The 23,435-nt window shown below is 37.2% G+C and carries 22 protein-coding genes and 1 pseudogene; 18 read left to right on the top strand and 5 right to left on the bottom strand.

Features of this window, described 5'->3' with window-relative positions:
• Positions 1-321 precede the first annotated feature (321 nt).
• Positions 322-774, top strand: coding sequence for a hypothetical protein (locus tag NSS97_RS17755; RefSeq protein ID WP_044440036.1), 453 nt, complete (start codon positions 322-324; stop codon positions 772-774).
• 76 nt (positions 775-850) lie between these two features.
• Here NSS97_RS17755 and NSS97_RS17750 read toward each other — a convergent pair whose 3' ends face one another.
• On the bottom strand, positions 851-1,816 hold the full coding sequence (locus NSS97_RS17750) for a quinone oxidoreductase family protein (protein ID WP_044440039.1): 966 nt from the start codon (positions 1,814-1,816) through the stop codon (positions 851-853).
• Positions 1,817-1,938: 122 nt separating this feature from the next.
• On the opposite strand from NSS97_RS17750, the gene NSS97_RS17745 reads away from it, so the two are divergent.
• A complete protein-coding gene (locus NSS97_RS17745; RefSeq protein ID WP_341113653.1) occupies positions 1,939-2,826 on the top strand; it encodes a LysR family transcriptional regulator in 888 nt (295 codons plus the stop codon).
• Between the two features lie 287 nt (positions 2,827-3,113).
• Here NSS97_RS17745 and NSS97_RS17740 read toward each other — a convergent pair whose 3' ends face one another.
• The gene (locus NSS97_RS17740; RefSeq protein WP_044440046.1) at positions 3,114-3,602 is read right to left on the bottom strand and encodes a DinB family protein; all 489 of its coding nucleotides are present in this window, start codon (positions 3,600-3,602) and stop codon (positions 3,114-3,116) included.
• Between the two features lie 401 nt (positions 3,603-4,003).
• Here NSS97_RS17740 and NSS97_RS17735 point away from each other — a divergent pair, with 401 nt between their 5' ends.
• The 3 genes and pseudogenes from NSS97_RS17735 (at position 4,004) to NSS97_RS17725 (ending at position 7,070) form a co-directional block, all read left to right on the top strand.
• Complete coding sequence (locus NSS97_RS17735; RefSeq protein ID WP_341113649.1) at positions 4,004-5,083, top strand: transposase; 1,080 nt, start codon at positions 4,004-4,006, stop codon at positions 5,081-5,083.
• A 215-nt stretch (positions 5,084-5,298) separates the two neighbouring features.
• On the top strand, positions 5,299-5,754 hold the full coding sequence (locus tag NSS97_RS17730; RefSeq protein ID WP_002033453.1) for a DinB family protein: 456 nt from the start codon (positions 5,299-5,301) through the stop codon (positions 5,752-5,754).
• 279 nt (positions 5,755-6,033) lie between these two features.
• A pseudogene (locus NSS97_RS17725) lies at positions 6,034-7,070 on the top strand (DUF4003 domain-containing protein).
• Positions 7,071-7,192: 122 nt separating this feature from the next.
• Here NSS97_RS17725 and NSS97_RS17720 read toward each other — a convergent pair.
• A complete protein-coding gene (locus tag NSS97_RS17720; protein ID WP_002142605.1) occupies positions 7,193-7,957 on the bottom strand; it encodes a DUF817 domain-containing protein in 765 nt (254 codons plus the stop codon).
• A 276-nt stretch (positions 7,958-8,233) separates the two neighbouring features.
• Here NSS97_RS17720 and NSS97_RS17715 point away from each other — a divergent pair, with 276 nt between their 5' ends.
• The 6 genes from NSS97_RS17715 to NSS97_RS17690 all read left to right on the top strand — a co-directional run bounded on the left by NSS97_RS17715 (position 8,234) and on the right by NSS97_RS17690 (position 12,891).
• The gene (locus NSS97_RS17715; protein ID WP_044438883.1) at positions 8,234-9,268 is read left to right on the top strand and encodes a FecCD family ABC transporter permease; all 1,035 of its coding nucleotides are present in this window, start codon (positions 8,234-8,236) and stop codon (positions 9,266-9,268) included.
• On the top strand, positions 9,269-10,285 hold the full coding sequence (locus NSS97_RS17710) for a FecCD family ABC transporter permease (RefSeq protein ID WP_044438880.1): 1,017 nt from the start codon (positions 9,269-9,271) through the stop codon (positions 10,283-10,285).
• A 21-nt stretch (positions 10,286-10,306) separates the two neighbouring features.
• Positions 10,307-11,215, top strand: coding sequence for an iron-hydroxamate ABC transporter substrate-binding protein (locus NSS97_RS17705; RefSeq protein WP_002014213.1), 909 nt, complete (start codon positions 10,307-10,309; stop codon positions 11,213-11,215).
• Between the two features lie 225 nt (positions 11,216-11,440).
• Positions 11,441-11,992 carry a GNAT family N-acetyltransferase gene (locus NSS97_RS17700; RefSeq protein WP_044438878.1) on the top strand — a complete coding sequence of 184 codons (552 nt, stop codon included), beginning with the start codon at positions 11,441-11,443 and terminating at the stop codon, positions 11,990-11,992.
• 79 nt (positions 11,993-12,071) lie between these two features.
• Complete coding sequence (locus NSS97_RS17695; protein ID WP_044438876.1) at positions 12,072-12,431, top strand: nuclear transport factor 2 family protein; 360 nt, start codon at positions 12,072-12,074, stop codon at positions 12,429-12,431.
• Between the two features lie 232 nt (positions 12,432-12,663).
• Positions 12,664-12,891, top strand: coding sequence for a hypothetical protein (locus NSS97_RS17690; RefSeq protein WP_002033458.1), 228 nt, complete (start codon positions 12,664-12,666; stop codon positions 12,889-12,891).
• Between the two features lie 71 nt (positions 12,892-12,962).
• Here NSS97_RS17690 and NSS97_RS17685 read toward each other — a convergent pair whose 3' ends face one another.
• Positions 12,963-14,288: a sodium:proton antiporter gene (locus tag NSS97_RS17685; protein ID WP_107887967.1), complete on the bottom strand. Its 1,326-nt coding sequence runs from the start codon at positions 14,286-14,288 to the stop codon at positions 12,963-12,965.
• A 416-nt stretch (positions 14,289-14,704) separates the two neighbouring features.
• Here NSS97_RS17685 and NSS97_RS17680 point away from each other — a divergent pair, with 416 nt between their 5' ends.
• Both NSS97_RS17680 and bshB2 read left to right on the top strand, forming a co-directional pair.
• Positions 14,705-15,055 carry a YojF family protein gene (locus NSS97_RS17680; protein WP_000407039.1) on the top strand — a complete coding sequence of 117 codons (351 nt, stop codon included), beginning with the start codon at positions 14,705-14,707 and terminating at the stop codon, positions 15,053-15,055.
• Between the two features lie 15 nt (positions 15,056-15,070).
• Positions 15,071-15,733 carry a bacillithiol biosynthesis deacetylase BshB2 gene (gene bshB2, locus NSS97_RS17675; RefSeq protein WP_000439465.1) on the top strand — a complete coding sequence of 221 codons (663 nt, stop codon included), beginning with the start codon at positions 15,071-15,073 and terminating at the stop codon, positions 15,731-15,733.
• A gap of 69 nt (positions 15,734-15,802) precedes the next feature.
• Here the strand turns inward: bshB2 and NSS97_RS17670 are convergent, their stop codons facing one another.
• On the bottom strand, positions 15,803-17,035 hold the full coding sequence (locus NSS97_RS17670; RefSeq protein ID WP_044438868.1) for a MerR family transcriptional regulator: 1,233 nt from the start codon (positions 17,033-17,035) through the stop codon (positions 15,803-15,805).
• A gap of 187 nt (positions 17,036-17,222) precedes the next feature.
• Here NSS97_RS17670 and NSS97_RS17665 point away from each other — a divergent pair, with 187 nt between their 5' ends.
• The 5 genes from NSS97_RS17665 to NSS97_RS17645 all read left to right on the top strand — a co-directional run bounded on the left by NSS97_RS17665 (position 17,223) and on the right by NSS97_RS17645 (position 23,427).
• Complete coding sequence (locus tag NSS97_RS17665; protein WP_002033464.1) at positions 17,223-18,509, top strand: NAD(P)/FAD-dependent oxidoreductase; 1,287 nt, start codon at positions 17,223-17,225, stop codon at positions 18,507-18,509.
• Between the two features lie 13 nt (positions 18,510-18,522).
• Positions 18,523-19,995 carry an aldehyde dehydrogenase family protein gene (locus NSS97_RS17660; RefSeq protein WP_341113645.1) on the top strand — a complete coding sequence of 491 codons (1,473 nt, stop codon included), beginning with the start codon at positions 18,523-18,525 and terminating at the stop codon, positions 19,993-19,995.
• 45 nt (positions 19,996-20,040) lie between these two features.
• Positions 20,041-21,459, top strand: a complete 1,419-nt coding sequence (locus NSS97_RS17655) for an MATE family efflux transporter (protein WP_002142589.1) — start codon at positions 20,041-20,043, stop codon at positions 21,457-21,459.
• A 50-nt stretch (positions 21,460-21,509) separates the two neighbouring features.
• Positions 21,510-21,791 (top strand): cupin domain-containing protein, encoded by a 282-nt coding sequence (locus NSS97_RS17650; RefSeq protein WP_033729945.1) that lies wholly within the window; start codon positions 21,510-21,512, stop codon positions 21,789-21,791.
• A 175-nt stretch (positions 21,792-21,966) separates the two neighbouring features.
• Positions 21,967-23,427 (top strand): CoA-acylating methylmalonate-semialdehyde dehydrogenase, encoded by a 1,461-nt coding sequence (locus NSS97_RS17645; protein WP_044438851.1) that lies wholly within the window; start codon positions 21,967-21,969, stop codon positions 23,425-23,427.
• The last annotated feature ends 8 nt before the right edge of the window (positions 23,428-23,435 follow it).

Here is a 23,435-nt window from a genome sequence, read left to right as displayed (position 1 = left end):
AAATGCTAGTGTTAGCTCAAAGAGACAGAATGAAAGGAAGCCAGAAAAATCTTAATGAGAGAAATCTCTTTAGAGGGAGTTTTACTCAAAATAACAAATAAGATCGCAGACCTTTTCGCATAAGCGGAAGGGTCTTTTTTATTGATTTAAATCATTTTTCATTGAGTTTGTACCAAAAACAGTACCACTTTCAACATAAAGTCAGAGTGTACAATGATTTATGTTACAGTTGATTAGAATACGTGTATAAAATCTTGGTTGAGTAGTAATGTAAAGAGATTCGCAACTGTTTCAGATAGATTTTCAAAATGGGGGGGAATAATGGATTTTCAAGATTTGATGGAATTTAAAGGATATATAGATTTAAACAAATTATTTGAACCTGAAGAAAATTCACTGAGGGTACTTATTGATAGGTGTAAAGTTAACAAAACTAAGGGACTCGCGAAAATTACAGATGAGGTTGAAATAGAAGCATCATCCATTGATGTTGATGACAATCTGCCAATTGTGCAATTGGATTTTGAATCGTATGTTGCTTACTCCGTTACTAATGAATCGTTTACTGTAATGGATGACTACGAAATTTCAGAAGGTAGAATTTTTAGAGTTTACTCAAAATCAAGATATTTGGATTTCGTTAAAACAGGAACAATTGCTGAATTTATATTTCCTGAAGAGCAGTTCGTTCACTATCAAATTCCTTGTTTGAACCATATCATCGATATTATTTCATATGATGAGCCGAAAATTACTGGAATAAAAAGAAACTAATAAAATTCCATACTAAAAGAGCATCGATTCCGATGCTCTTTTAGTATGCTTATCTTTCCTTTTTAAAGTGGAACGATTACGGAATTAATAAAATCTTCCCAGTACTTTTACGGCTCTCTAATAATTCATGTGCAAGAGCACCATCTTGTAAAGCGAATGTAGTTGGACTCGCGATATTTAATTCTCCTGCAGTGATCCAATCAAATAATTGAGTAGAGCGTTGCTTGCGTTCTTCATACGTAGTAAGAACGTTCCAAAGGTCTCCGCCAGTTAAAGTTTTTGAAGTATCCATAAGCATACGTGGATCTACAGGCGCGGGATTACCGCCAGCCATTCCATAGAATACAACGGTACCACCAACTTTAGTAGCTTTAAAACTTTCTTCTAAAGTAGAACCTACTGATTCATACACAACATTTACTCCGGCACCATTAGTTAATTCAAGTACTTTCGTATGCCATGCTTCAGTATATAAAAATACGTGATCAGCACCAGCTAACGTGGCTATCTGTGCTTTTTCTTTTGATGACGTAAGACCGATTACTTTTCCGCCTTGTAGTTTAATCATTTGGATGAGAAGTTGACCAACACCACCAGCTGCGGCATGTACTAAAGCTATATCACCCTGTTTTATTTGATAGCTATCTTTCGTTAAATAATGTGCTGTTAATCCTTGTAATAAGACAGAAGCGGCTGTTTCAAAAGAAATAGAGTCTGGAAGCGTAATTGCTTTTTCAGATGGAACGGCAACTAATTCTGCATTTGAGAATGGAACGTCAGCAAATGCAATACGGTCTCCAGGATTGATAGTAGTAACGTCTGCTCCTACTTTTTCAACAATACCAGCGCCTTCATAACCTAATATATAAGGCGGGTTACCAGCGAGATGATAATCACCGCGGCGTCTATAAATATCAGCGAAATTTAAACCGATTGCTTGCATGCGAACAAGAACTTCATTTGGATTTGTGATTGGATCATGTATTTCTTTATATTGTAGTACATCTGGACTTCCAAACTGTTCGAAACAAAGTGCTTTCATATGGAATACCTCCATTTTATTGTTTGTCGATGATATTTATCATACAATACAAATATCAATAGACAAAGAGGATTATTTCAATGAAATCAATCGGAAATACCGATTGAAAAGAGGGATGATAAATGGAGATAAAACAATTAATTACATTTAAAGTAGCAGCGGACACTTTGAACTTTACGCAAACTGCGAAGAAATTGAACTTTGCTCAATCGAGTGTAACGGCGCAAATTAAAACGTTAGAGGCTGAGCTCGGTACGCCATTATTTGAAAGATTAGGAAAACGTCTTTTTTTAACTGAAGCAGGCAGAAAGTTTCAACTATATGCCGACAAGATGATTGCACTCAGTAACGAAGCGAAAATGGCTGTGAAAGATGATGAGGAAATAGCAGGTACGTTAATAATCGGTGCGCAAGAAAGCCAATGTACATATAGACTTCCTTCTATATTAAAGAGGTCTAAAGCGCAATTTCCACAAATTAAGCTTATATTTAAACCAGCGCATTCCAATAAAGATGCGAAGGAACAATTGATGGAGGGAAAAGTCGATCTTGCCTTTATTTTGGACGAATGTAAAACAGAAGATGCTTTACATGTGGAGCCGCTTATGAAAGAAGAATTAAAAGTAGTAGCTGCTTCAGGGCATTATTTACTTGAACAACCTTTGATTACTACAAAAGATTTAGAGAGTGAGACACTTTTACTAACGGAGCTTGGTTGCTCGTATCGGACTTTATTTGAAGAGTTATTTCGTGCGGAAGATGTATACCCAGCAAATAAGATTGAATTTGTTAGTGTCGAGGCAATTAAACAATGCGTTATTGCAGATTTAGGTATAGCAGTTTTGCCAGCAATAGTAGTAGAAAAAGATATACGAGAGGGAACGATAAAGGAATTAGTCTTAAAGAATACAATCACTCCGATCTATACGCAAATTGCTTGGCATAAAGATAAATGGATGACAGCGCCGTTGCAGCAATTTATTGAGGTGACGAGGGAGTCTTTTAATTAACGGGTGTTATAAGTGAGGAAGTAATATAATAAACGATTAACTTATTTACGGAAAGAAAGCGCATGTTTTGAAAAAGATTAATCAAAAAATGCGCTTTCTTTTTGTGTTTATCCCGCTATTTGTGGGCAGTAAGACTCCCATCTTAAAATTTGGCTGGAGCAAAGAAGTTAGGTGGGAGATCAACTGCCCGTAAACGCCCGATTGGTGAAGGCTAATAATCAGTGGAGGACGAACAAAGCCCCCACTGATTAAAGTTTTACTTTATTAAGTTCAGTTGCAGTAATTAACTAACTAAGGTCTGTGTCAGGCGGAGTGTATCCGAGGTGACGAGCCATTGATACAATTTGACCTTTATGATGAAATTCATGTGTTTCCGCATGAGTTAAAAGCCATAGCGGAGTTGTGCTCCAAGGTTCTTTTTGCCATTTCACTTCATTTGCTATATTTTCGAGCCAACGGTCATTGTATTCATCTAAAAAACGCATTACAACCTCATCGACTAACTTAAATCTAGCACGAACTTTCTCGACATCTGCATGCTCAATTTCATAATCACTAGCGAATGAAAAATCTGCTCGTTTTTGCTTGAATGCGAATGATCCAAGCCAGTATCGGTAGCAATCGGCTACATGAATATGCGTCTTTATAATGCTACCGCTCCCGAAATTGGGAACAGTGCTATGTAATTTTTCTTGTGAGATTTCTTCCAAAAACGAAAATAGATTTTCTCTTGTAGAACGAATAAGATTATATTGTTGTTTTAAAACATGTAACATGCCATTACACTCCTCTTTTATTTACTAAACTAAATGCGTAGTAAGTAATTCTATATTTAGGAGGAGTGAACCTTTGTATTATTTTTACAGCTTTTCCCGAACAAGAAAGCCCATTGCCTTTAGGCATGGGATGAAAGTGAGGTTGGATACGGAGTACCACTAAAAATCGCAAGGTTCGTGGTACTTTAAGTATCCAAAGTATAGGTAGTTTCTTCGGATGTTTTTGTTGGAACCTTCCGAAAATAAATGATGATAGAAGAATGTTTCAAAGTGTTTGAGAGGAAAACCTTCTCGTTTCATACAGTTGTAAAGTTTATAAACACGTCTGATTTTGTTATGATCGCTAGAAATGTATCAAATGAACACGAGGTTGAAAATCAAAAAACAAGGGGATGAAACGTATGTCACAGACCCTAACAGTGAAAGTGAAATTGATTCCAACAAAAGGACAAATCTGTTTATTGGAACAAAGCAGTCAAGAATATATAAAAGTTATAAATACACTTGTATCGGAAATGGTGGAAGCAAAGAAAAGTACGAAAAAAAGCACAAAAGATATTGAAGCAAATATACCAAGTGCAGTGAAAAATCAAGCGATTAAAGATGCGAAAAGTTTGTTTGCTACAAAAGTAAAGAAAAGCCATTATAAAATCATCCCAATTCTAAAGAGACCTGTTTGTGTATGGAACAATCAAAATTATTCATTTGAACCTACTTATATTTCAATCCCATTTAAGGTAAATGGAAAGTCGACTCGTGTAAAAATCCGAGCTTTATTAAGTGATAAAAACAATCGTAATCTGAATCTGTTAAAACATAAATTAGGTACACTTCGCATCACAAAGAAATCAAATAAATGGATAGCCCAAATATCTGTCACACTTCCTATCAATAAAAGGATAGGAACGAAAATTTTAGGCGTAGACTTAGGTCTCAAGGTCCCCGCGGTAGCAATCACAGATGATGATAAGGTTCGTTTCTTTGGGAGTGGTAGGCACAATAAATATAAGAAGCGTAAGTTTCGTAGTGTTCGTAAGAAGTTAGGAAAAGACAAAAAGGTGAAAGCCATTCGGCGAATGGATGATAAAGAGCAAAGATGGATGCAAGATAAAGATCACAAAATAAGTCGTGAGATTATTAATTTTGCGATTGCAAATCATATTTCTGTCATTCGATTAGAACAACTAACGAATATAAGACAGACGGCAAGAACAAGCCGTAAAAACGAAAAAAATCTACACACTTGGTCATTCTATCGTTTGGCACAATGTATTGCCTATAAAGCAACGATAGCTGGTATTCAGATTGAATATGTGGATCCAGCTTATACAAGTCAAAGTTGTCCGAAATGTGCTGAAAAGAATAAGGATCGAGATAGAAAATACAAGTGTCCATGTGGGTTTAAGACACATCGTGATATCGTTGGAGCGATGAATATTCGCTACGCAACTGTGATTGATGGTAACAGTCAATCAGCCTAAGCACCTTTATGGTCTGGTTTAGGAGGGGCAATGAGATGCCCTTATCTTGAAGGCTGTTCAAAACAGAAATGGCTTGCGACTTTAGTCGTGGGAGTCTCAATAAGCATATTAGATGTATTTTTTAATTGTTTCTGATAGATTAAACAAGGTGAAACTTTAATAAGTTTAACATCCTTAGTTCATAATAAATTGTACATAAAAAAGGAGACGATAAAATGAATAGAATAATTGGTTTAAAACAATTTGAAATAACGCGTGGGGCATTACTTCAATTTATGGAAACGTTAGATGACAAAACTGCGGATACGCAGCCGGAGGGCTTTAACAATACAATTCGCTGGCATATCGGTCACGTGTTAACGGCGGCAGAAGTTTTCATGTTTGGAAAAGAATTCAAACAATTACCAACTGAATATCCAGGTATGTTTGGATATGGTTCAAGACCATCTAAATGGAAAACAGAAGGGCCATCATTAGAAGTGTTAACGGTTCAACTAAAAGAACAAGCGAAGCGCATTCAAGAAATTCCAGCAGAAGCATTTGAAAATAAACTTCCAGAGCCATTCCTAGGATTGGAAACAGTAGGAGAGCTATACGGTATGATGCTTTATCATGAAGCAGACCATATTGGGCAAATGAAGGCGATGGAACGTATTATTAAGGCTCTTTAGTTTTGGGTAAAGTTAAATAATATATAGACAAAAAAGGGTAGATAATTTATTATCTATCCTTTTTTGTTGTTGAACTTCTTGAAGGATTAAGGATTATGAACGCTAATCATCGTGATGCTGATGAAGAAGGAAAGAAAACCAACCAATTAGGATAAAGAAACATCCTAAGTTTTATGGTAGTTATTATTTTTTTTGTATTAATTAATAGAAAAATATTGAAAATAATACAGAAGAAAGTATAAGGTTGCAAAATCTGTATGAAATAGGGTATTCCTAAATATGGAATATACGTATAATAAAAGAGAGGAACTAGAAAATGGGGGAATACTATGATTACATTGGAACAAAAGTTGGAGCAATACACACATACATATGCACAGTTAAAGGGAGAACTAAAATGGAAAACGAGTGATTCTCGAACAGGTATGATGATTGCTGCTATGTATGCAGGTAGTGATAAACTGTTTGATCTCGGACGTTTTTTAGAAATTAGTAGTTATATTAAGAATCAGGTAGGGATGTTTTCATACTTAAAGTCTTATCATCGCTTTGTGGTATCCGCAACATTAGATATTCACTTTACAGATTACAAGGAAGCTTTTCAGAGGTTTTTAGATTTATATGAACAATTGGTCGCTGGTGGCTTTAGCCGGAGTATATTTACTTATCTCGCAGCAGCTGTGCTTTTAACAGAAGAAAATGAACAGCAAGGTACGCACATTCAGCGTTCGATACAAGTATATAAACGCATGAAAAAGGATCATCTCTTTCTTACAGGTACAAATGATTATCCGCTCGCGGTTTTACTAGCAGGACAATCAGAGAATGTAGAAACACTTATGGACCGAGTAGAACGTCTTTATCAGAAACTAGCGAAAGCTGGTTTGCGTAAAGGGAATGATCTTCAATTTTTAAGTCATATTCTTTCACTAAAGAAGGATGTCCGTGAAGAAATATTAGTTGCAAAATGTACAAACATATGGAAGTTGTTAAAACAAGAAAAGGTAAAAGTGAAACAGATGCATTATCCAGCTATCGGGCTACTAGCGTTACTTGAGGATGGAGAAAAAGAGATTCATTCTATTAAAGCATTGATTGAAAAATTGCAGGGGGAGAAATTATTCCGTTGGCATACAGATACGAATATTCTTATTGCTATTCAACTGTTTGTAAGTCAGAAAGGTGAGGAAAGTAAAGCTACCAACACAGGTTTACAAACTATGATAGAAGTCCTCATACAAGCACAACAGGCAGCTATGATGGCAACGATTGCCGCTTCATCTGCAGCAACCTCTTCTGCTAGTACTAGTTCATAATGTGCAACTGCTTATGCTCTCGTAAATTATGATGAACCTATAATGCCTTTGATGAGGATGGTTTAAAAAAGGCCCATCACTCTCTAATGAGTGATGGGCCAACTGTTTTTACATAATCAGCATTATCTTTTCGACTGCTTCAAATGTTTGAGTTGTGTAACAATCATAATGCTAATAACAACGAGTAAAAACCATGAGCTAATTTTGCTTAAGTGAACGAGGCTCCATGTTTCCCGTTGATTTGGATATTGCCATGCTCCGAAGAAGGTAGCGATGTTTTCTGCAATCCAAATAAAGAATCCGATAAGGAAAAATGAGAGTACGAGCGGCATTTTATATGTAACGCCTCGTAATGAAAATTCCACAAATGTGCGAAAGAAAACAATGAATAAAATTAAAGTTAATACCCATCTAAAGTCATATAGAAAATGATGTGTAAAAAAATTAAAGTAAATCATTGCTCCTAGAGGTATTGCAAAAATAGCTTTCGGCCAATGATGCATTTGTAAATGCAATCTTCTCCACGCTTGGCATATGTAACTTGCGACACTCGCATACATAAAACCGCTGTAAAGCGGAACTCCGAAAACTTTTGAATACGCCTCTTCAGGATAACTCCATGAACCGAAATGTACTTTATATATTTCTAGTAAAAGGCCGATGAGGTGGAAGACAGTAATTACTTTTAGTTCATCTTTTGTTTCAAGACCTGTTTTGTACATAATCCACTGCATAAGAAGACATACGATGAGTATGAAATCATATCGGTACAGCCCTGGAATCGAAATGATTTTTGAAAGAGCAAGTGTTAAAAAAATAACGACAGGGAACAAACAGGATAATGCTTGTTCATAAGTAAAATAGAGTAGTTGTTTTACATAAAACATGTTTTCACCTTCAGGATTATTATTTGAAAAATCAAAATAATAACTTAGTATACTACAAATTTGAAAATAAAACAGTACGTCATTTTGCATGTATTTGGAAGTTTTAGAAGGGAATTGTAATAAGTATTTTGATAGTTTAACAAAGTAAAAAAATAGTTTGCTATTTAAAAAAAGTGGGGATATAATATCTAAATGAAAATGATAATTATTATCAATAATAATTATAAATAAAAAGTAATTATAAAAAACAACTGAATATAAAGGATGAAATGAAACATGTTACATAAGTCTACTGTACATGCTGGCAATAATCGCTGGATACATATTAAGTTCATATGTTTCATGAGCTTAACAATTATATGTTTAATTGGAGCTATATTTTTAGCCGTTGCATTTGGGGCAAAGGATATCCATTTGCAAACTGTGTGGGCAGCGGTTTTTGATTATAATCCGAAATTAACACAGCATCAAATTATTTATGAATTAAGGCTCCCAAGGGTAATTGGCGCAGCAGTTGTAGGAGCTGCTTTTGCAGTCGCTGGAGCTGTAATGCAAGGGGTAACACGAAATCCGTTAGCGGATGCAGGAGTGCTTGGAATAAATGCAGGTGCGATGTTTGTAGTAGCACTTAGCTTTGCTTTTTTCCCGCATATGCCGTATTCCTATTTAATGATTGTCTCCTTTATTGGAGCAGTTTTAAGTACAGTACTCATTTTTATTATTGGATCAGCAACATCAGGCGGTTTAACGCCGATGAGGTTAACGATTGCAGGGGCAGTTATGGCAGCGCTTTTACACTCCTTAAGTTCAGGTATTGCGATTTATTATGACTTAAGCCAAGATTTAGCATTTTGGTATGCTGGTGGTGTTGCGGGGGTTAAGTGGGAACACTTGAAATTTTTAGTGCCTATTATTCTCATAACAATTGTTTTTGCGACAGCGCTAGGGCGATCTATTTCACTCATATCCATGGGGGATGATGTCGCTACAAATTTAGGTGTAAAAACGAACCGAACGAGAATACTTGGGATGATTATGGTAGTGATTCTAGCAGGTGTTTCTGTTTCAGCTGTTGGTTCCATTGGATTTGTAGGACTAGTCATTCCGCACATTGCTAGAAAATTAGTAGGTGTTAATTATCGACTAATTATTCCTATGTCAGCATTATTAGGAGCTATGTTATTAGTTTTAGCTGATTTAGGGGCAAGAACAGTAAATCCTCCTAAAGAACTTGCGATAGGGATTATGGTAGCTCTTGTTGGAGTTCCGTTCTTCCTCTATATAGCACGTAAAGTTGGGAGTGAGCTATAAGTGAAGAATCTTTTTAACAAGGATAAAAAGAGGGCTATTACTGTAACTACAATTTTCGGATGTATAAGTATCGCTGTAATTTTGATTAGCTTAAATACGGGGACGCTGAGCATCGCACCGCTCAAAGTAATTCAAACGCTTTTTGGCTATGGTGATTTTGAGAGTGCAACCGTGCTATACGATTATCGTATGCCAAGAATTATAATCACAATGTTAGCTGGTATTGGCCTTGGAGTTTCCGGTGCGATTTTGCAAGGATTATCTCGGAATGCTCTCGCAGATCCTGGTATTCTCGGATTACACTCGGGTGCATCTTTCGGGCTTATTGTATTTGTTACTTTCTTTCATTCTATTAACGAGAGTGCATCGATTTTAATACCGTTATTTACATTTGGCGGAGGAGTGTTAGCTGCATTTCTTATTGTTTTGCTTGCGAGTGATCGGTCGAAAGGTTTACTTCCCATTAGACTTATTCTTGTTGGTATTGCAGTTTCAGCTGGTTTTAGTGCACTTTCGTTATTTTTCTCGCTCAAGTTAAATGATGAGACGTATACATTCGCTTCTAGGTGGTTAGTTGGTAACGTGTGGGGAAGAGATTGGATTCATGTCCTAGCATTATTACCTTGGATTTTGATACTAACTCCGTACGCATGGCTGAAATCTAAAACGTTAAATGCACTGTCACTAGGTGATAGTGTAGCAGCAGGACTTGGTGTATCTGTTCAAAAAGAACGGTTACTGCTTTTAGCTACAGCGGTAGGATTGTCTTGTGCAAGTGTATCAATGGCAGGGGGAATTGGCTTTATCGGCTTAGTTTCTCCGCATATCGCAAGAAAGTTAGTAGGTAGTACATATCAACATTTCCTTCCGTTAGCTGGCATAATTGGAATGATTATTTTAGTACTCGCGGATACGATAGGGCGATCTTTATTTGAGCCAAACTCTATTCCAGCTGGCGTAGTAGTAGCGGCTTTAGGTGCGCCATATTTTCTTTATTTACTTACAAAAACAAAATAAATACTTCAAAGAGGAGAACATATGAAAAAGAAACTTACTATTTTATTTAGCATTATGTTTATTTTAGTATTATCAGCATGTGGTCAAACGAAATCTAGTGAAGAGGCAACTAAAAAAACTGAAAAAAGTAATGATCCAAAAATTGCTTCTATGTCTATTCATTTAACGAATAACTTACTTGCATTAGGAATTACACCGGTAGGTTCTGTAATTGGTGGAGATTTAAAAGATTTCTTACCTCACGTGAAAGAACAGTTGAAAGATACGAAGAAACTTGGCGTTGTAACAGATCCGAATATGGAAGCGTTACTTCAATTAAAGCCATCTGAAATTTATGTTGATGAAAAATATGCTGGTAAAGATTTAGCGAAATACGAAAAAATTGCAAAAACACATACTTTTAATTTAGATGAAGGTACGTGGAGAGATCATTTAAAAGAAGTAGGTAAACTTGTAAACCGTGAGAAAGAAGCAGATAAATATATTCAAGACTATGAAGAACAATCAAAACGAGTAAAAAGTTTAATAGATAAAGAGTTAGGTAATAACGAAAAAGTAATGGCAATTCGCGTTACTGCAAAAGAATTACGTGTATTTAGTACGAAAAGACCGATGGGACCAATTCTATTTCAAGACTTAGGGTTACAACCTGCAAATGGTGTAGAGAAAATTGATGGAAACCGTCCTTTCGAAGTAATTTCACAAGAAGTATTACCTGACTTTGATGCGGATGCTATTTTCGTTGTTGTAAACAGAGACGATAAAGCGAAAGCAGCATTTAAACAACTGCAAGAAACACCAATTTGGAAAGACTTAAAAGCTGTTAAAGGTAAGCACGTATACATTATTAATGATCAACCATGGCTTGACTATTCTGCTTTAGGTAACAAAATGGCAATGGATGAAGCAGAGAAAATGTTTACGAAATAATACAGTTTTGCTATTAGGAAAGGCCCTCTAAATTTGGAGGGTCTTTTTATTGTTGTTATTGTTAGAATAAATGAAAAATTATACAATGAAGTTAATTCAATGCAAGGGAGATGTGCCAATGTCTGCGCTTATTGTAAGTATCCCGTTAAAAAAACAGTTTATGGAACAAGGGGATAAATAGGCTAGAATTATTGTCCCCGCTATTTAAAAAAGGGGGAGTTTTAGATGACGATGAATCTTTTTCAAAATAAAACTATTAAATTATCAGCTATTAGAGAAGCAGATGCTGAAGTAATGGCTATGTGGCAAGAGGATAGTGAGTACTTAAGAAATGTAGATACAGACTTGGCATTCCCGCAATCGTTACATGAAATAGCGAGTGATGGGCTATTAAAGGGACGGAGATCGAATAGTGTTTCTTTCATGTTAAGAACAGTTCAAGATGATCGCTTAATTGGTTTTGTTGCAATTCACGGCATAGAGTGGAATAACAGAACAGGTCTATTAGCAATTGGTATAGGAGAGGCAAATGATAGAGGAAAAGGGTTTGGGAGAGAAGCAGTGCATCTTATTTTAAAGTATGCGTTCTATGAATTGAATTTACACCGCATCGGTCTCGATGTTATTTCGTATAATAAATCTGCCATTGCACTATATAAAAAGATGGGTTTTCAGATGGAAGGATGTATGAGGGAAGCAGTTCAAAGAGACGGAAAGTGTTTTGAGCGTTTGATTATGGGGATATTGCGGGATGAATGGATAGGGTTGCAGAACTAGCAAAAACATACAGAATAATTGTGTAGTGTAGAGTGAAAAGTTGTAATATTTTGGTAATGATGAGCGGAGGAGTGTACTAATGGAAGGTTTATCTTCATTAAGAGAGTGTTTATATCAGCTAGAGGAACGATTACTTAAACCAGGGGTTCGCACATCTCAAAAGGAGCTTAAAAAGATACTTGCCGCTGATTTTTTTGAGTTTGGGAGTTCTGGTAAAATTTTATATAAAAATGAGGATATCGATAAAAATGGAATTGGTGTGGTAAAAATGACTTTGAGTGATTTTGAAGTACATCCATTATCCAAAGATGTAGCATTAACTACTTATCAAATATTCAATGAAATGAATAATCAACACTCGTTACGTAGTTCGATATGGAAATTTAGAGAAGGAAGATGGCAAATGTATTTTCATCAAGGTACACCTGCTAAATTTTAGTGAAGCTTTTTGTATGAAAAAGAAACTATAAAGAATAGAATTGTTGAATATATTAGTCCTTTATATATATAGAACTAATGAAAGTTGTCTTTCTAAAATATCTAAATTTGTTCTTAAAAGGGTCTTGTTAATAAAGGTACATTCCATATTATATATGTAGTATGCAGGAGATATAACGATAATTGGCGAAATTTTACAGTGAACTGATTGAATTTATAAGGAGTTATGCGAGATGAACTTAGAAAAAAGTAAGCCAGTAAATGAAGAGGTCGCTGAATTAAAAGAACTAATTAAAGAACTACACGGAAGTGTACATCAACTTCAAAGTGAAGTGCAGCAACTAAGGCACGAAAGACCAGTTGTTGAAGTGAGAAAAGGTGTTCAACTATCACCAACAATCATCGGACAAATTGGTGGTATGATTTTAGGTGGATTAGCAATTATAGGTATATTTTGGTGATGAAAAAAGGTTTGTAGCATGGTGCTGCAAACCTTTTTTATTTGACGACATAATTTCATGCAATACAACTTCTACATTAAATAACGTAAATAAATGTAAGCATGTGATAACAATAGCGCAATGATCGTTAAGGGGAAACCGATTTTTAAGAAGTCCATATAAGAGAACCCATGTCCTTCACGTTTTGCAATACCAGCAACGACTACGTTTGCTGATGCTCCAATTAATGTTCCGTTGCCTCCTAGGCAAGCTCCAAGTGATAACGCCCACCATAGTACTTCAATTTGCGGAGAATCGACAGATAGTCCGAGTCCTGTAGCTAAATCTTGAATAAGTGGAATCATCGTTGCGACAAATGGGATGTTATCAATTGTCGCAGATGCGATGCCAGATACCCATAAGATAAGTATAGCAGCGAAACCGATATCGCCATTTGTTACGTCGAGTACTTCTTTTGCGAGTGAAGAAATAAGTCCGATATCAATTAATCCGCCAACGAGAACGAATAGTCCAGCGAAGAAGAAAATTGTTACCCATTCAACGTGGGCAAATACATTTTCAATATCATGTTCTTTCACACCGATTAACATAAGAAGTGTAGCACCTGTCATCGCAATAACGGCAGCGTCTACATGAATAATAGAATGAAGTACAAAGCCTAAAATAGTTAGTCCTAAAATCGTAATGGATTTTAAAAGGAGGCTCTGATCTTTAATATAATCTTTTTCATTTAATGCCATTAGCTTTTCGATTTGCTCAGGCGTTGTTTTTAGTTTGTTGCGATACATGAAGTAAATAATGCCAAGTGTAACGATAGAAATAATGATTACGATTGGAGCTAAGTTTAGTAAAAAGGCATTAAAGTCTAAATGCTTATTAGCTGATCCAATCATAATGTTCGGCGGGTCACCAATTAATGTTGCTGTTCCGCCTATATTTGAAAATAGTACTTCTGAAATTAAATAAGGAACAGGATTTACTTTTAAAATACGTGTAATGGATAGTGTAACAGGTACGATTAATAATACGGTTGTTACGTTGTCCAAAAATGCAGAACCGACAGCAGTTAATAGGGATAGTAATAATAAAATGCGGATTGGTTTTCCGCCAGCTGCTTTTGCTGCTTTTATGGCTACAAATTCAAATACGCCTGATTGACTCGTAATATGTACGAGAATCATCATCCCAATTAAAAGGGTAATCGTTTCCCATTGAATATGCGATGTGAAAGCAGTATGTAAATCTACAATTCCAAAAATAATCATAATAGCAGCACCGAATAGTGCGATTACAGCACGATTCAATTTCTCAGAAATAATAAAACCGTACGTGACTAAAAATACGGCAATTGTAAAATAATATTGCCAATTTGCTACTTCATGTGCGGATTGTTCCAATCATGTCACCTTCTTTAAAGTATGTATTCAATTGTCGAAATGTATCTCGCTGTATTAATACGGGATAAAATATATTGTAGCAAATTCAAAAAAGAAAGAAAACTATTTAACAATGTGAAGGAAAAAATGTGATTTTTACATATCATATAAAGTGAAACTTTAATCAGTGGGGGTTTTTGTTCATCCCCCACTGATTATTAGTCTTCACCAATCGGGCATTTACGGATAGTTGATTTCCCACCTAGCTGACGTGTGTTCGCTGGATTTTGGGGTGGGAATCTTACTATCCGTTAATGCGGGATAAAAAATATAAAAAACACAGTGCAAATTATTAGGAAAAGTGGGCGTTGTCCTCTAATATAGAGATAGCAATTTACATTATTTTTGCGTAAAATGGTTTAAAGAGGTGAATTCCGATGGAAATAGTAAAAGATAGTTCTCTTATTCAAAATGAAATTGAACGTTTTGTAAATAAAGATGTATATATTCATTTAGAAACGACGAATGGAGCGTATGCGTCACACTTTAATGAAAAGATGATGACAGTAGGAGCATTCATTCGAAATGCAATTATTCGCTTTGAGCGTGGGAAAATAACTGGAACAAACCCATACCGAGTTGGTTTGAAAATGGATCATGGCTGGGTATATGCAGAAGGCATTACGCACTGGGAAGTAGACGATAAAGAGCGTTTATTACTAGCAGGGCATGATAACCAAGGCCGCTTAGCGGTAGCGCTTGAGCTAAGCTTAACGCCATTTAAGTAAGAAGGAGGGAAACTTATGGAGAGACATGTACTTGTTGTATTTCCGCATCCAGATGATGAAGCATTTGCTGCGGGAGGAACAATTCGCTTATTAACAGATCAAGGAGTACCTGTAACGTACGCATGTGGTACTCTTGGACAAATGGGACGTAACATGGGGAAAAACGTATTTGCTAACCGTGAAACGATTCCAAATATACGTGAAAAAGAATTAAAAGATGCATGTGAAGCGATGGGGATTCAAGATTTAAGAATGCTCGGTTTCCATGATAAAACGTTAGAATTTGAAGATGTTGATTTTGTTGCCGATAAAATCGAAGCGATTATTCAAGAAGTAAATCCATCTCGAATTATTACATTTTATCCAGAACACGGCGTACATCCGGATCATGATGCATTTGGCCGCGCTGTAGTTCGCGCTGTATCACGTATGCCAAAAGAAGAACGTCCAGCCATTCATGCGGTTGCGATTACGAGAAATCGCGAAGCAGTACTCGGTGAACCGGATGTTGTAAATAATATTAGTGAAGTATTTGAACATAAATTAGCTGCACTAGGCGCGCATCGTTCACAAACGGAAGCGATGCTAGAAGAAACGCATGCAAAAATAAAAAACAAAGACGCAGCAACATTAAAATGGCTGCAACTTGAACAGTTTTGGACTTATAAATGGGAGTAGGCTAGAAGGGTACCTTCTAGTAGCTCTTACATAGAAAAAGCGCCGTCACTTGTGATGGCGCTTTTTGTGCTATTGTTTCGTATTAGCCAAATACATGAGCATATGGAATTTTTCGTCTCTTACATGATAATCGAAATAAGGTCCTGGATCTGTACAGTAACCGATATTTTCATTTTGCATGATTTGAAATCCGTTAACTGATAAATTTTCTTCTAAGTATTTTGGATGTAAAATATGCTCATGGGAATTTGGATATAAGGCTGAAATATTTTTCAAGGATTTGGCTGAGTTATCATAATACGAGTATCCACCGACAATTGTTGAACTGTTATGTAAATAGTTTTTTAGAACATGACTTGGGAACTCTGGGTTGAGCAGTGAAAAATCAGTTATTGTAAAACTATCCACAAAAACATCGATGCTAAGCGGTTTCAATGGTAGATTTAAATCGGAATTCAAAATATAAAGGACGCGTGGCTTCGGATTCATACGCTCAATTCTATTTCTCACCTTCTTGAGCATTGCAAGCGAATAGCCACTGAATACATAGTTTGCGCTTGGTTCAAGAACATCGATATATTTGGGTAGTGATACAAAAGCATCAACGTTTGTTTCCACAATTAATTTGTTTTTCAAATCTATATTTTGTAGAACTTTTTGAAATCGAAAATTACTTTTTTCAAATAAGTTAATCATTTTGGGATTGATCTCTTTAATCGTTTCTTTATCGTAAAAATAAGATGGATAAGGAGACGTCTCATACAAGTTCGCGGTAATGATAATACCCTCCTCGATAGCTGCTTCGTATCCACAGCTACAAGTTAAACTCCCCGTGTGAATGTAGACTTTTTTAATCGTTACATCTTTCATTTCAAGTGGAATGCGGCATTTCGGACAATAGAGAAAATTTACAAAGTCAAGCGGGATTCCTGTAATACTTTCTTCTTTGGATGAAGGCGAGCTAGTTTGAACCGCTTTTTCAATCAATTGGATAGCTTTTGATATGTCTTCTTTTTTCTTGGTTAGCTCGTCCTTTTTATCAATGAGTGAGTTATTGTAGTAGTCGATATCCTCATGGTCCGAGAAGTTTGTGACACGCCGATATGATAAAATTCGTTGGATTTCTATCAATGAAAAATGAAATTTTTTCAGCTCAGTAATAAAAGACATGTCGTCGAAACACAATTGGTTCATTTGATACTGAGTGTTTTTTTTGTCTGGTATTAATAATCCTAGTTCAATGTAATAACGAACGGTATCAGTCGTAACATGAAAAAGCTTCGCAAATGTACCAATTTTCATAGATGTACCCCCTGATTAAAAAAGTGGAGTTACTCCACTTTTTTCGCAAAATGAATTCAAAAAACTCTCAAATGGCTATTGACTTGGAGGGAACTCCAAGTCATATTATTAACTTAATAATTTTGAATATTAAGAATATTTTTGACTGTATTGTAACATACATGTCACGAAAGGAGAAGGATTAGCTATGGATAAGATGGATCATATGGATACACTCTCACTATGGACAGCGACTGCAAACAGATATGACAAAGGAAAACCTCTTGAAGGAAATGAAGAGGCGGATGTTGTCATTATTGGCGCAGGTTTCACAGGTCTTTCTTCTGCATATCATTTGCAAAAGTTAGGGAAGAGTGTCATTGTCCTTGAGCAGGAAACAATCGGATATGGCGCAAGCGGTCGCAACGGCGGGATGGTATTGCCAGGCTATAAGTCAACGATGCAGGAGCTTGCCAAGAAGTATGGTGCCGAAGAGGCGAGGCAGCTTAACGATCTTTCTCTGCTTAGTGTTGAATTAGTTAAAAACATTATTGACGAGCATCAAATCAACTGTAACTTCAGAAAGACAGGTCACATTGTGGCGGCTTACAAAGCCAAGCATTTTGAAGGGTTGAAACTTGAAAGTGAATACTTAAACAAAAATTTTGGATATGAATGTAGCGTGCTTAATCGAAGTCAGTTGCATCAAGAAATTGATTCCCCGCAATATTATGGTTGCTTAGTCGACGACTCGAGTTACTCGTTCCAACCACTGAACTATGCAATTGGTTTGGGAGAAGCAGCTAAATCGATCGGTGCAAAAATCTTTGAGCATTCGAAAGCACTATCTATTGAGTACGGCCGAAATAGTGTGAAAGTTATTACAGAAAAAGGTACTGTTACAGCGAAAGACATTATTGTGGCTACAGATGGTTACTCCGGAAAAATTATGGCTGAATTGAATAAAGGCGTACTGCCAATTTCGGCACGTATTATTGGTACTGAACAGCTTCCAGAATCATTGGTGAATAGCGTCATTCCTAAAGATCGCATGGTTTTTGATACAAGCAGTTTCCTTTACTATTTCAGGCGTACACCAGATAATCGGATCATATTTGGCGGTGGCGATATTCGTCCAAACTTAGGTGATGCTGTTTATCAAAATGTTTACGATGCCATGGTTAAAATAATGCCAAAACTAGAAGGAAGCAAGATTGATTACAGGTGGGGTGGATTTATCGGGGTTACAATTGATACGTTCCCCGTTATCGGTAGATCCAAAGAAGGCGCATATTTTGCAACGGGTTATACGGGGCATGGCGCGTCTCTCTCGACATTGTTTGGTAAGTTATTGGCACAATGGATCGTTACGGGGAGTGCAGGTGGATATCGATTTGAAAAAGAACGCCTTAAATCATTCCCATTCTATAATCAGAAAACGATGCTGGTCAATATAGCACATATTGGTTTCAAACTGGTAGATATTATCGCGTAAAGGAGAGGTGTTTATGAAAATTAACATGTTCATTGACGGGAAATGGGTAGAAGCATTATCGGGTGCTAGACGAAACATTATCAATCCTGCAACCGGAGCGGTTATCGCAACGTCTGCTCATGGATCAGCAGATGATGCGAAGATAGCAATTAAGGCGGCTCGTAAAGCGTTTGATAGCGGGATCTGGTCGGATTTATCGGCTGATGAAAGAGCTGACTATCTATATAAGATTGCAGACCGTCTTGAAGAGAATACAGCTGAAATTGCCCGTTTGGAAACTGCAAATAACGGTAAGGTTATCCGTGCAACAACCTATCTAGATATTCCTGTATCGATTCAATGCTTCCGCTATTATGCTGACTTGATTAAAGGTATGAAAAAGGAATCTTACACTCGTGATGATGCTTCAGAAACGATTATTATTCATGAACCGATTGGTGTTTGTGGACTTATTGTACCTTGGAATTTCCCGCTTATGTTAGCTGTTTGGCAAATTGCTCCTGCACTTGCCGCAGGGAATACAATTGTAATTAAGCCTGCTGACGTCACTCCTGTAAGCGTATTCAAATTATTTGAAATTATCGAAGAGGTTGGACTTCCGGATGGAGTAGCAAACTTAGTATTGGGACCTGGTTCAAAGGTTGGGAATGAGCTTGCAGAGAGCCATGATGTCGACAAAATTGCCTTTACTGGTGGAACAAAGACAGGTCAAAGTATTATGCGCGCAGCTGCAGGCAATATGAAAAAAATCACACTTGAACTAGGTGGTAAATCTCCACTTATTGTGTTCGACGATGTGGATTTTGAAACCGCAGTCGATAATGCGATGTTTGGTATTTTCCACAACGCTGGGCAAGTTTGTTCAGCTGCATCTCGTTTACTTGTACAAGAGACTATTTATGATAAGTTTGTTGAAAGGTTGGCCGAGCGTGCGAACAAAATTGTAGTTGGCAACGGGGAAAGTGAGAATATTGAAATGGGAGCGCTCACAAACGAGCCTCATATGAATGAAGTTTTACATTATATTCAGAGAGGAATCGAAGAAGGTGCAAAATTAGTTTGTGGTGGTAAGCGCTTAACAGAAAATGGGCTTGATCGAGGGTTTTTCATTGCACCAACAATCTTTGCTGATGTAAATGAGAATATGTGTATTGTGAAGGAAGAGATTTTTGGTCCAGTCCTTGTTGTACAGAAATTTAAAGATGAGGAAGATGCCATCCAAAAAGCGAATGATTCTATTTATGGATTAGCCGGTGCTGTATTTACGGAAGATATGGACCTGGCAAAACGTGTCATTAGTAAATTGCATGCGGGAATTACTTGGATTAATAGTTATCATCTCGCTTATGTGGAAGGTCCTTGGGGAGGATATAAGCAAAGTGGCATCGGCAGAGCGTTAGGTACTGTTGGACTGGAGCACTTTATGGAAACGAAGCAAATCAATATCCACCAGCATGCAAATCCGGTAGGGTGGTATGCGAATTAATTGAGCAAAACGTGCTATATAAATTATTTATAAGGGGATATGCTCATGAAAATAGTGGACAACGGTCCGTCATCAAAAATAGAGCAACCAGAAGTAATGAATAAGCCGGTGGATGATTCAGTGCTAGGAACCAAAAGTATTCCGTTACTATATTTACGGTTTGCTTTAGCGGGAATTATGGCTAACGTAATTTTAGGAGTTGTATCGGTTGTTGATGGCTATTTCGTCAGTGGCTTTCAGGAGCTGGAAGTCGAAGGGATCGGAATTGGATTTACGGTCATGGTTATTACCCGTATGATTGGTGTTCTTTTAGGTGTGGGAGCCGGAGCGGTCATTTCACTTCGACTGGGGAAAGGGAAAATCGAAGAAGCTAGAAGTATTATGGGACAAACTTTATGGTTTACTCTTTTCCTGTCTTCTTTGTTAGCTATACTTGGGTTGGTCTTTGAAAATGATATTATGATTTTATTCGGAGCAAGTGATGAAGCACTTCCGTATGCGGTGCAATATAGCCGACTGCTATGGATTTCGTTGCCATTAACGATATTGGCCGTTGTATTAAGTATTTTAGCTAATATCGATGAAAAGCCTATATTATCAATGAACAGTTGGTTAGTTGCAGCGGTTGTTGCTGGGACTATGGAATGGATTATGGTAGTGAAGTATGACATGGGGATGATGGGTTCTTCATGGGCTAATACGATTTCGCAATCGATTCCTGTTCTCCTAATCTTTTATTTCTGGTTTGGTAAAACAAAACTTAAGCCAAAAATGAAAGATATGATGATTAATCTCAAGAAGATTGGTGAAGTGGTTTGGACGGGCTTTGCATCTTTCTCGAGTCAGTTCATGATGTTTATTGCAATTATTTTCACCAACAACTTACTGCAAAGCTACGGTGGTGGTCTACACGTTGCAGCTTTCACGATTCAAAACGGTTACATTACAAATCTCCTCGCCTTAGCAGCGCTTGGTGGGATGACAGGGCTTCAACCGATTATTAGTTATAATTACGGTGCGGGCAACCTTGATCGTGTGAAACAAGCAATTAAGATGGGACTCATTTTTACAGTTTCCTTCTTTGTAATCGTGACAGCCATACTAGTCATTTTTGCAGATCCAATTGTGTCATTTTTTTCCGGTGGTAATCCTGAATTGCAAAAACTGGGCATTTGGACGACAGTTGTATTCAATTGTTTGTTTACGCTTAGTGCAGTTAGCCTGCTTATCTCCGGTTATTTCGAATCGCAAGAGAGAAACTGGTCCGCAACGTTTATTAGTGTAAGCAAAATATTGTTGTTCATGTTACCGTTTCTATTTATTTTCCCGAAATACTGGGGTGTAGAAGGTGTATGGTACGCTGCTCCTGCTGCAGAAATTCCAGGTGTTCTCATTGCCATATACTTTATGAAAAAAGAGTTTAAACGTTTAAAAAATACAAATGTTAAGACAGTAGATTTATAGACTTATTCCTTCAAAATTACCAATAAGAAAGAGAAAGAGAGAGGATTGTCATGTTTTTTGCGAAAAAACTTACAGCAGAAGAAGCAGAGCAACTAGGTGCCAACGCATGGGAACCGTGGGTAGGCGAACCGAATAAAGGAACGTGGCATGTAGAAGAGCAGGAAGTTTTCTATGTGACAGATGGTGAAGTGTTTATTACTGTTGATGGGGAAAAGTATCATATTACAAAGGACTGGATCGTTTCCTTGGCTAAGGACCTTGTTTGTGAATGGGATTGCCCAGTATTTTTGAAAAAGAATTATAAGATGAACCATGAGATCCATCTGAAATAATGTGAACTGGGGAGTGGACAAATGCTAAGCGGATGACTGCTCCTGCGTATTCAATGAATAAGATTAATAATGTTGAAGAAATGTATGTAAATAAGTTTACATACCGTCAAATGAATGCGCTTTCTTTTTAGGGGCGATAACATAGGACGGTTATCTTAAAATAGGAGGCTTCACCATGGTAGTAATGAAAAATGTACAAACGTTGAAAAATTATATTGGCGGACAATGGATAGAATCCACAAGTAAGCAAGTTGAAGATGTACCAAATCCAGCAACAGGAGAGATTATTGCTCGTGTGCCTCTTTCGACTAAAGAAGATTTAGATAGAGCTGTAGCAACTGCGAAAGAAGCATTCAAAACATGGAGAAAGGTCGCTGTGCCTCGGCGTGCTCGGATTCTATTTCGCTATCAACAGCTATTGATTGAAAACTGGGAAGAGTTAGCTAAACTCGTAACCTTGGAAAACGGAAAAAGTTATAAGGAAGCATACGGTGAAGTGCAGCGGGGGATTGAATGTGTTGAATTTGCCGCAGGCGCACCCACTTTAATGATGGGAGAGCAACTTCCCGATATTGCTACTGGTGTTGAATCAGGGATGTATCGTTATCCGATCGGAGTAATCGCAGGAATAACGCCATTTAACTTTCCGATGATGGTGCCATGCTGGATGTTTCCACTCGCGATTGCATGCGGGAATACATTTGTATTAAAACCATCTGAAAGAACACCGCTATTGGCTAATCGCATAGCTGAACTGTTTAAAGAAGCAGGTCTTCCAGATGGAGTACTAAATATTGTGCATGGTGCACATGACGTCGTTAACGGCATTCTTGACAATGAGGATGTGAAAGCTGTATCTTTCGTTGGTTCTCAACCTGTGGCTGAGTATATATATAAAACAGCAGCAGCTAACGGTAAACGTGTACAAGCTCTTGCAGGGGCAAAAAATCATTCGATTGTATTAAAAGATGCGGACCTTAGTTCTACAGTGAAAGAAATTACAAGTGCTGCCTTCGGTTCAGCTGGTGAACGATGCATGGCAGCGGCTGTTGTTGTCGTGGAAGAAGACGTTGCAGATGAGCTCGTTAATAGACTGCTTCAAGAGGCTAATGCAATTACGATTGGTAATGGTCTGGAAGAAGGTGTTTTCCTTGGTCCTGTTATTCGTGAAGGACATAAAGAGCGGACACTCGGATATATTCAATCCGGTGTAGAGCAGGGAGCGACACTTATTCGTGACGGACGTGAAGACGATGTAGCAAACAGCCAAGGTTATTTTGTTGGCCCAACGATTTTTGATAACGTGACACAGGAAATGAAAATCTGGCAAGATGAAATTTTCGCACCGGTTCTTTCTGTAGTACGCGTAAAAGACTTGATGGAAGCGATTCATGTTGCTAATGCATCGCCATTCGCAAATGGTGCATGTCTGTACACAAATAGCGCGAAAGCTATTCGTGAATTCCGTGAAGAAATTGATGCAGGTATGCTTGGGGTTAATCTTGGAGTTCCTGCTCCAATGGCATTCTTCCCGTTCTCAGGTTATAAGAAATCTTTCTATGGTGATCTACATGCAAATGGAAAAGATGGCGTAGAATTCTATACTCGCAAGAAAATGCTTACGGCTCGTTATTGAAAGAGTGA

Origin of the sequence: Bacillus sp. FSL R12-0074 (assembly GCF_038005725.1) — a bacterium.
Lineage (GTDB): Bacteria > Bacillota > Bacilli > Bacillales > Bacillaceae_G > Bacillus_A > Bacillus_A mycoides.
Note: the sequence above shows the minus strand (reverse complement) of the source record. Positions and strands in the feature narration are given on the sequence as shown.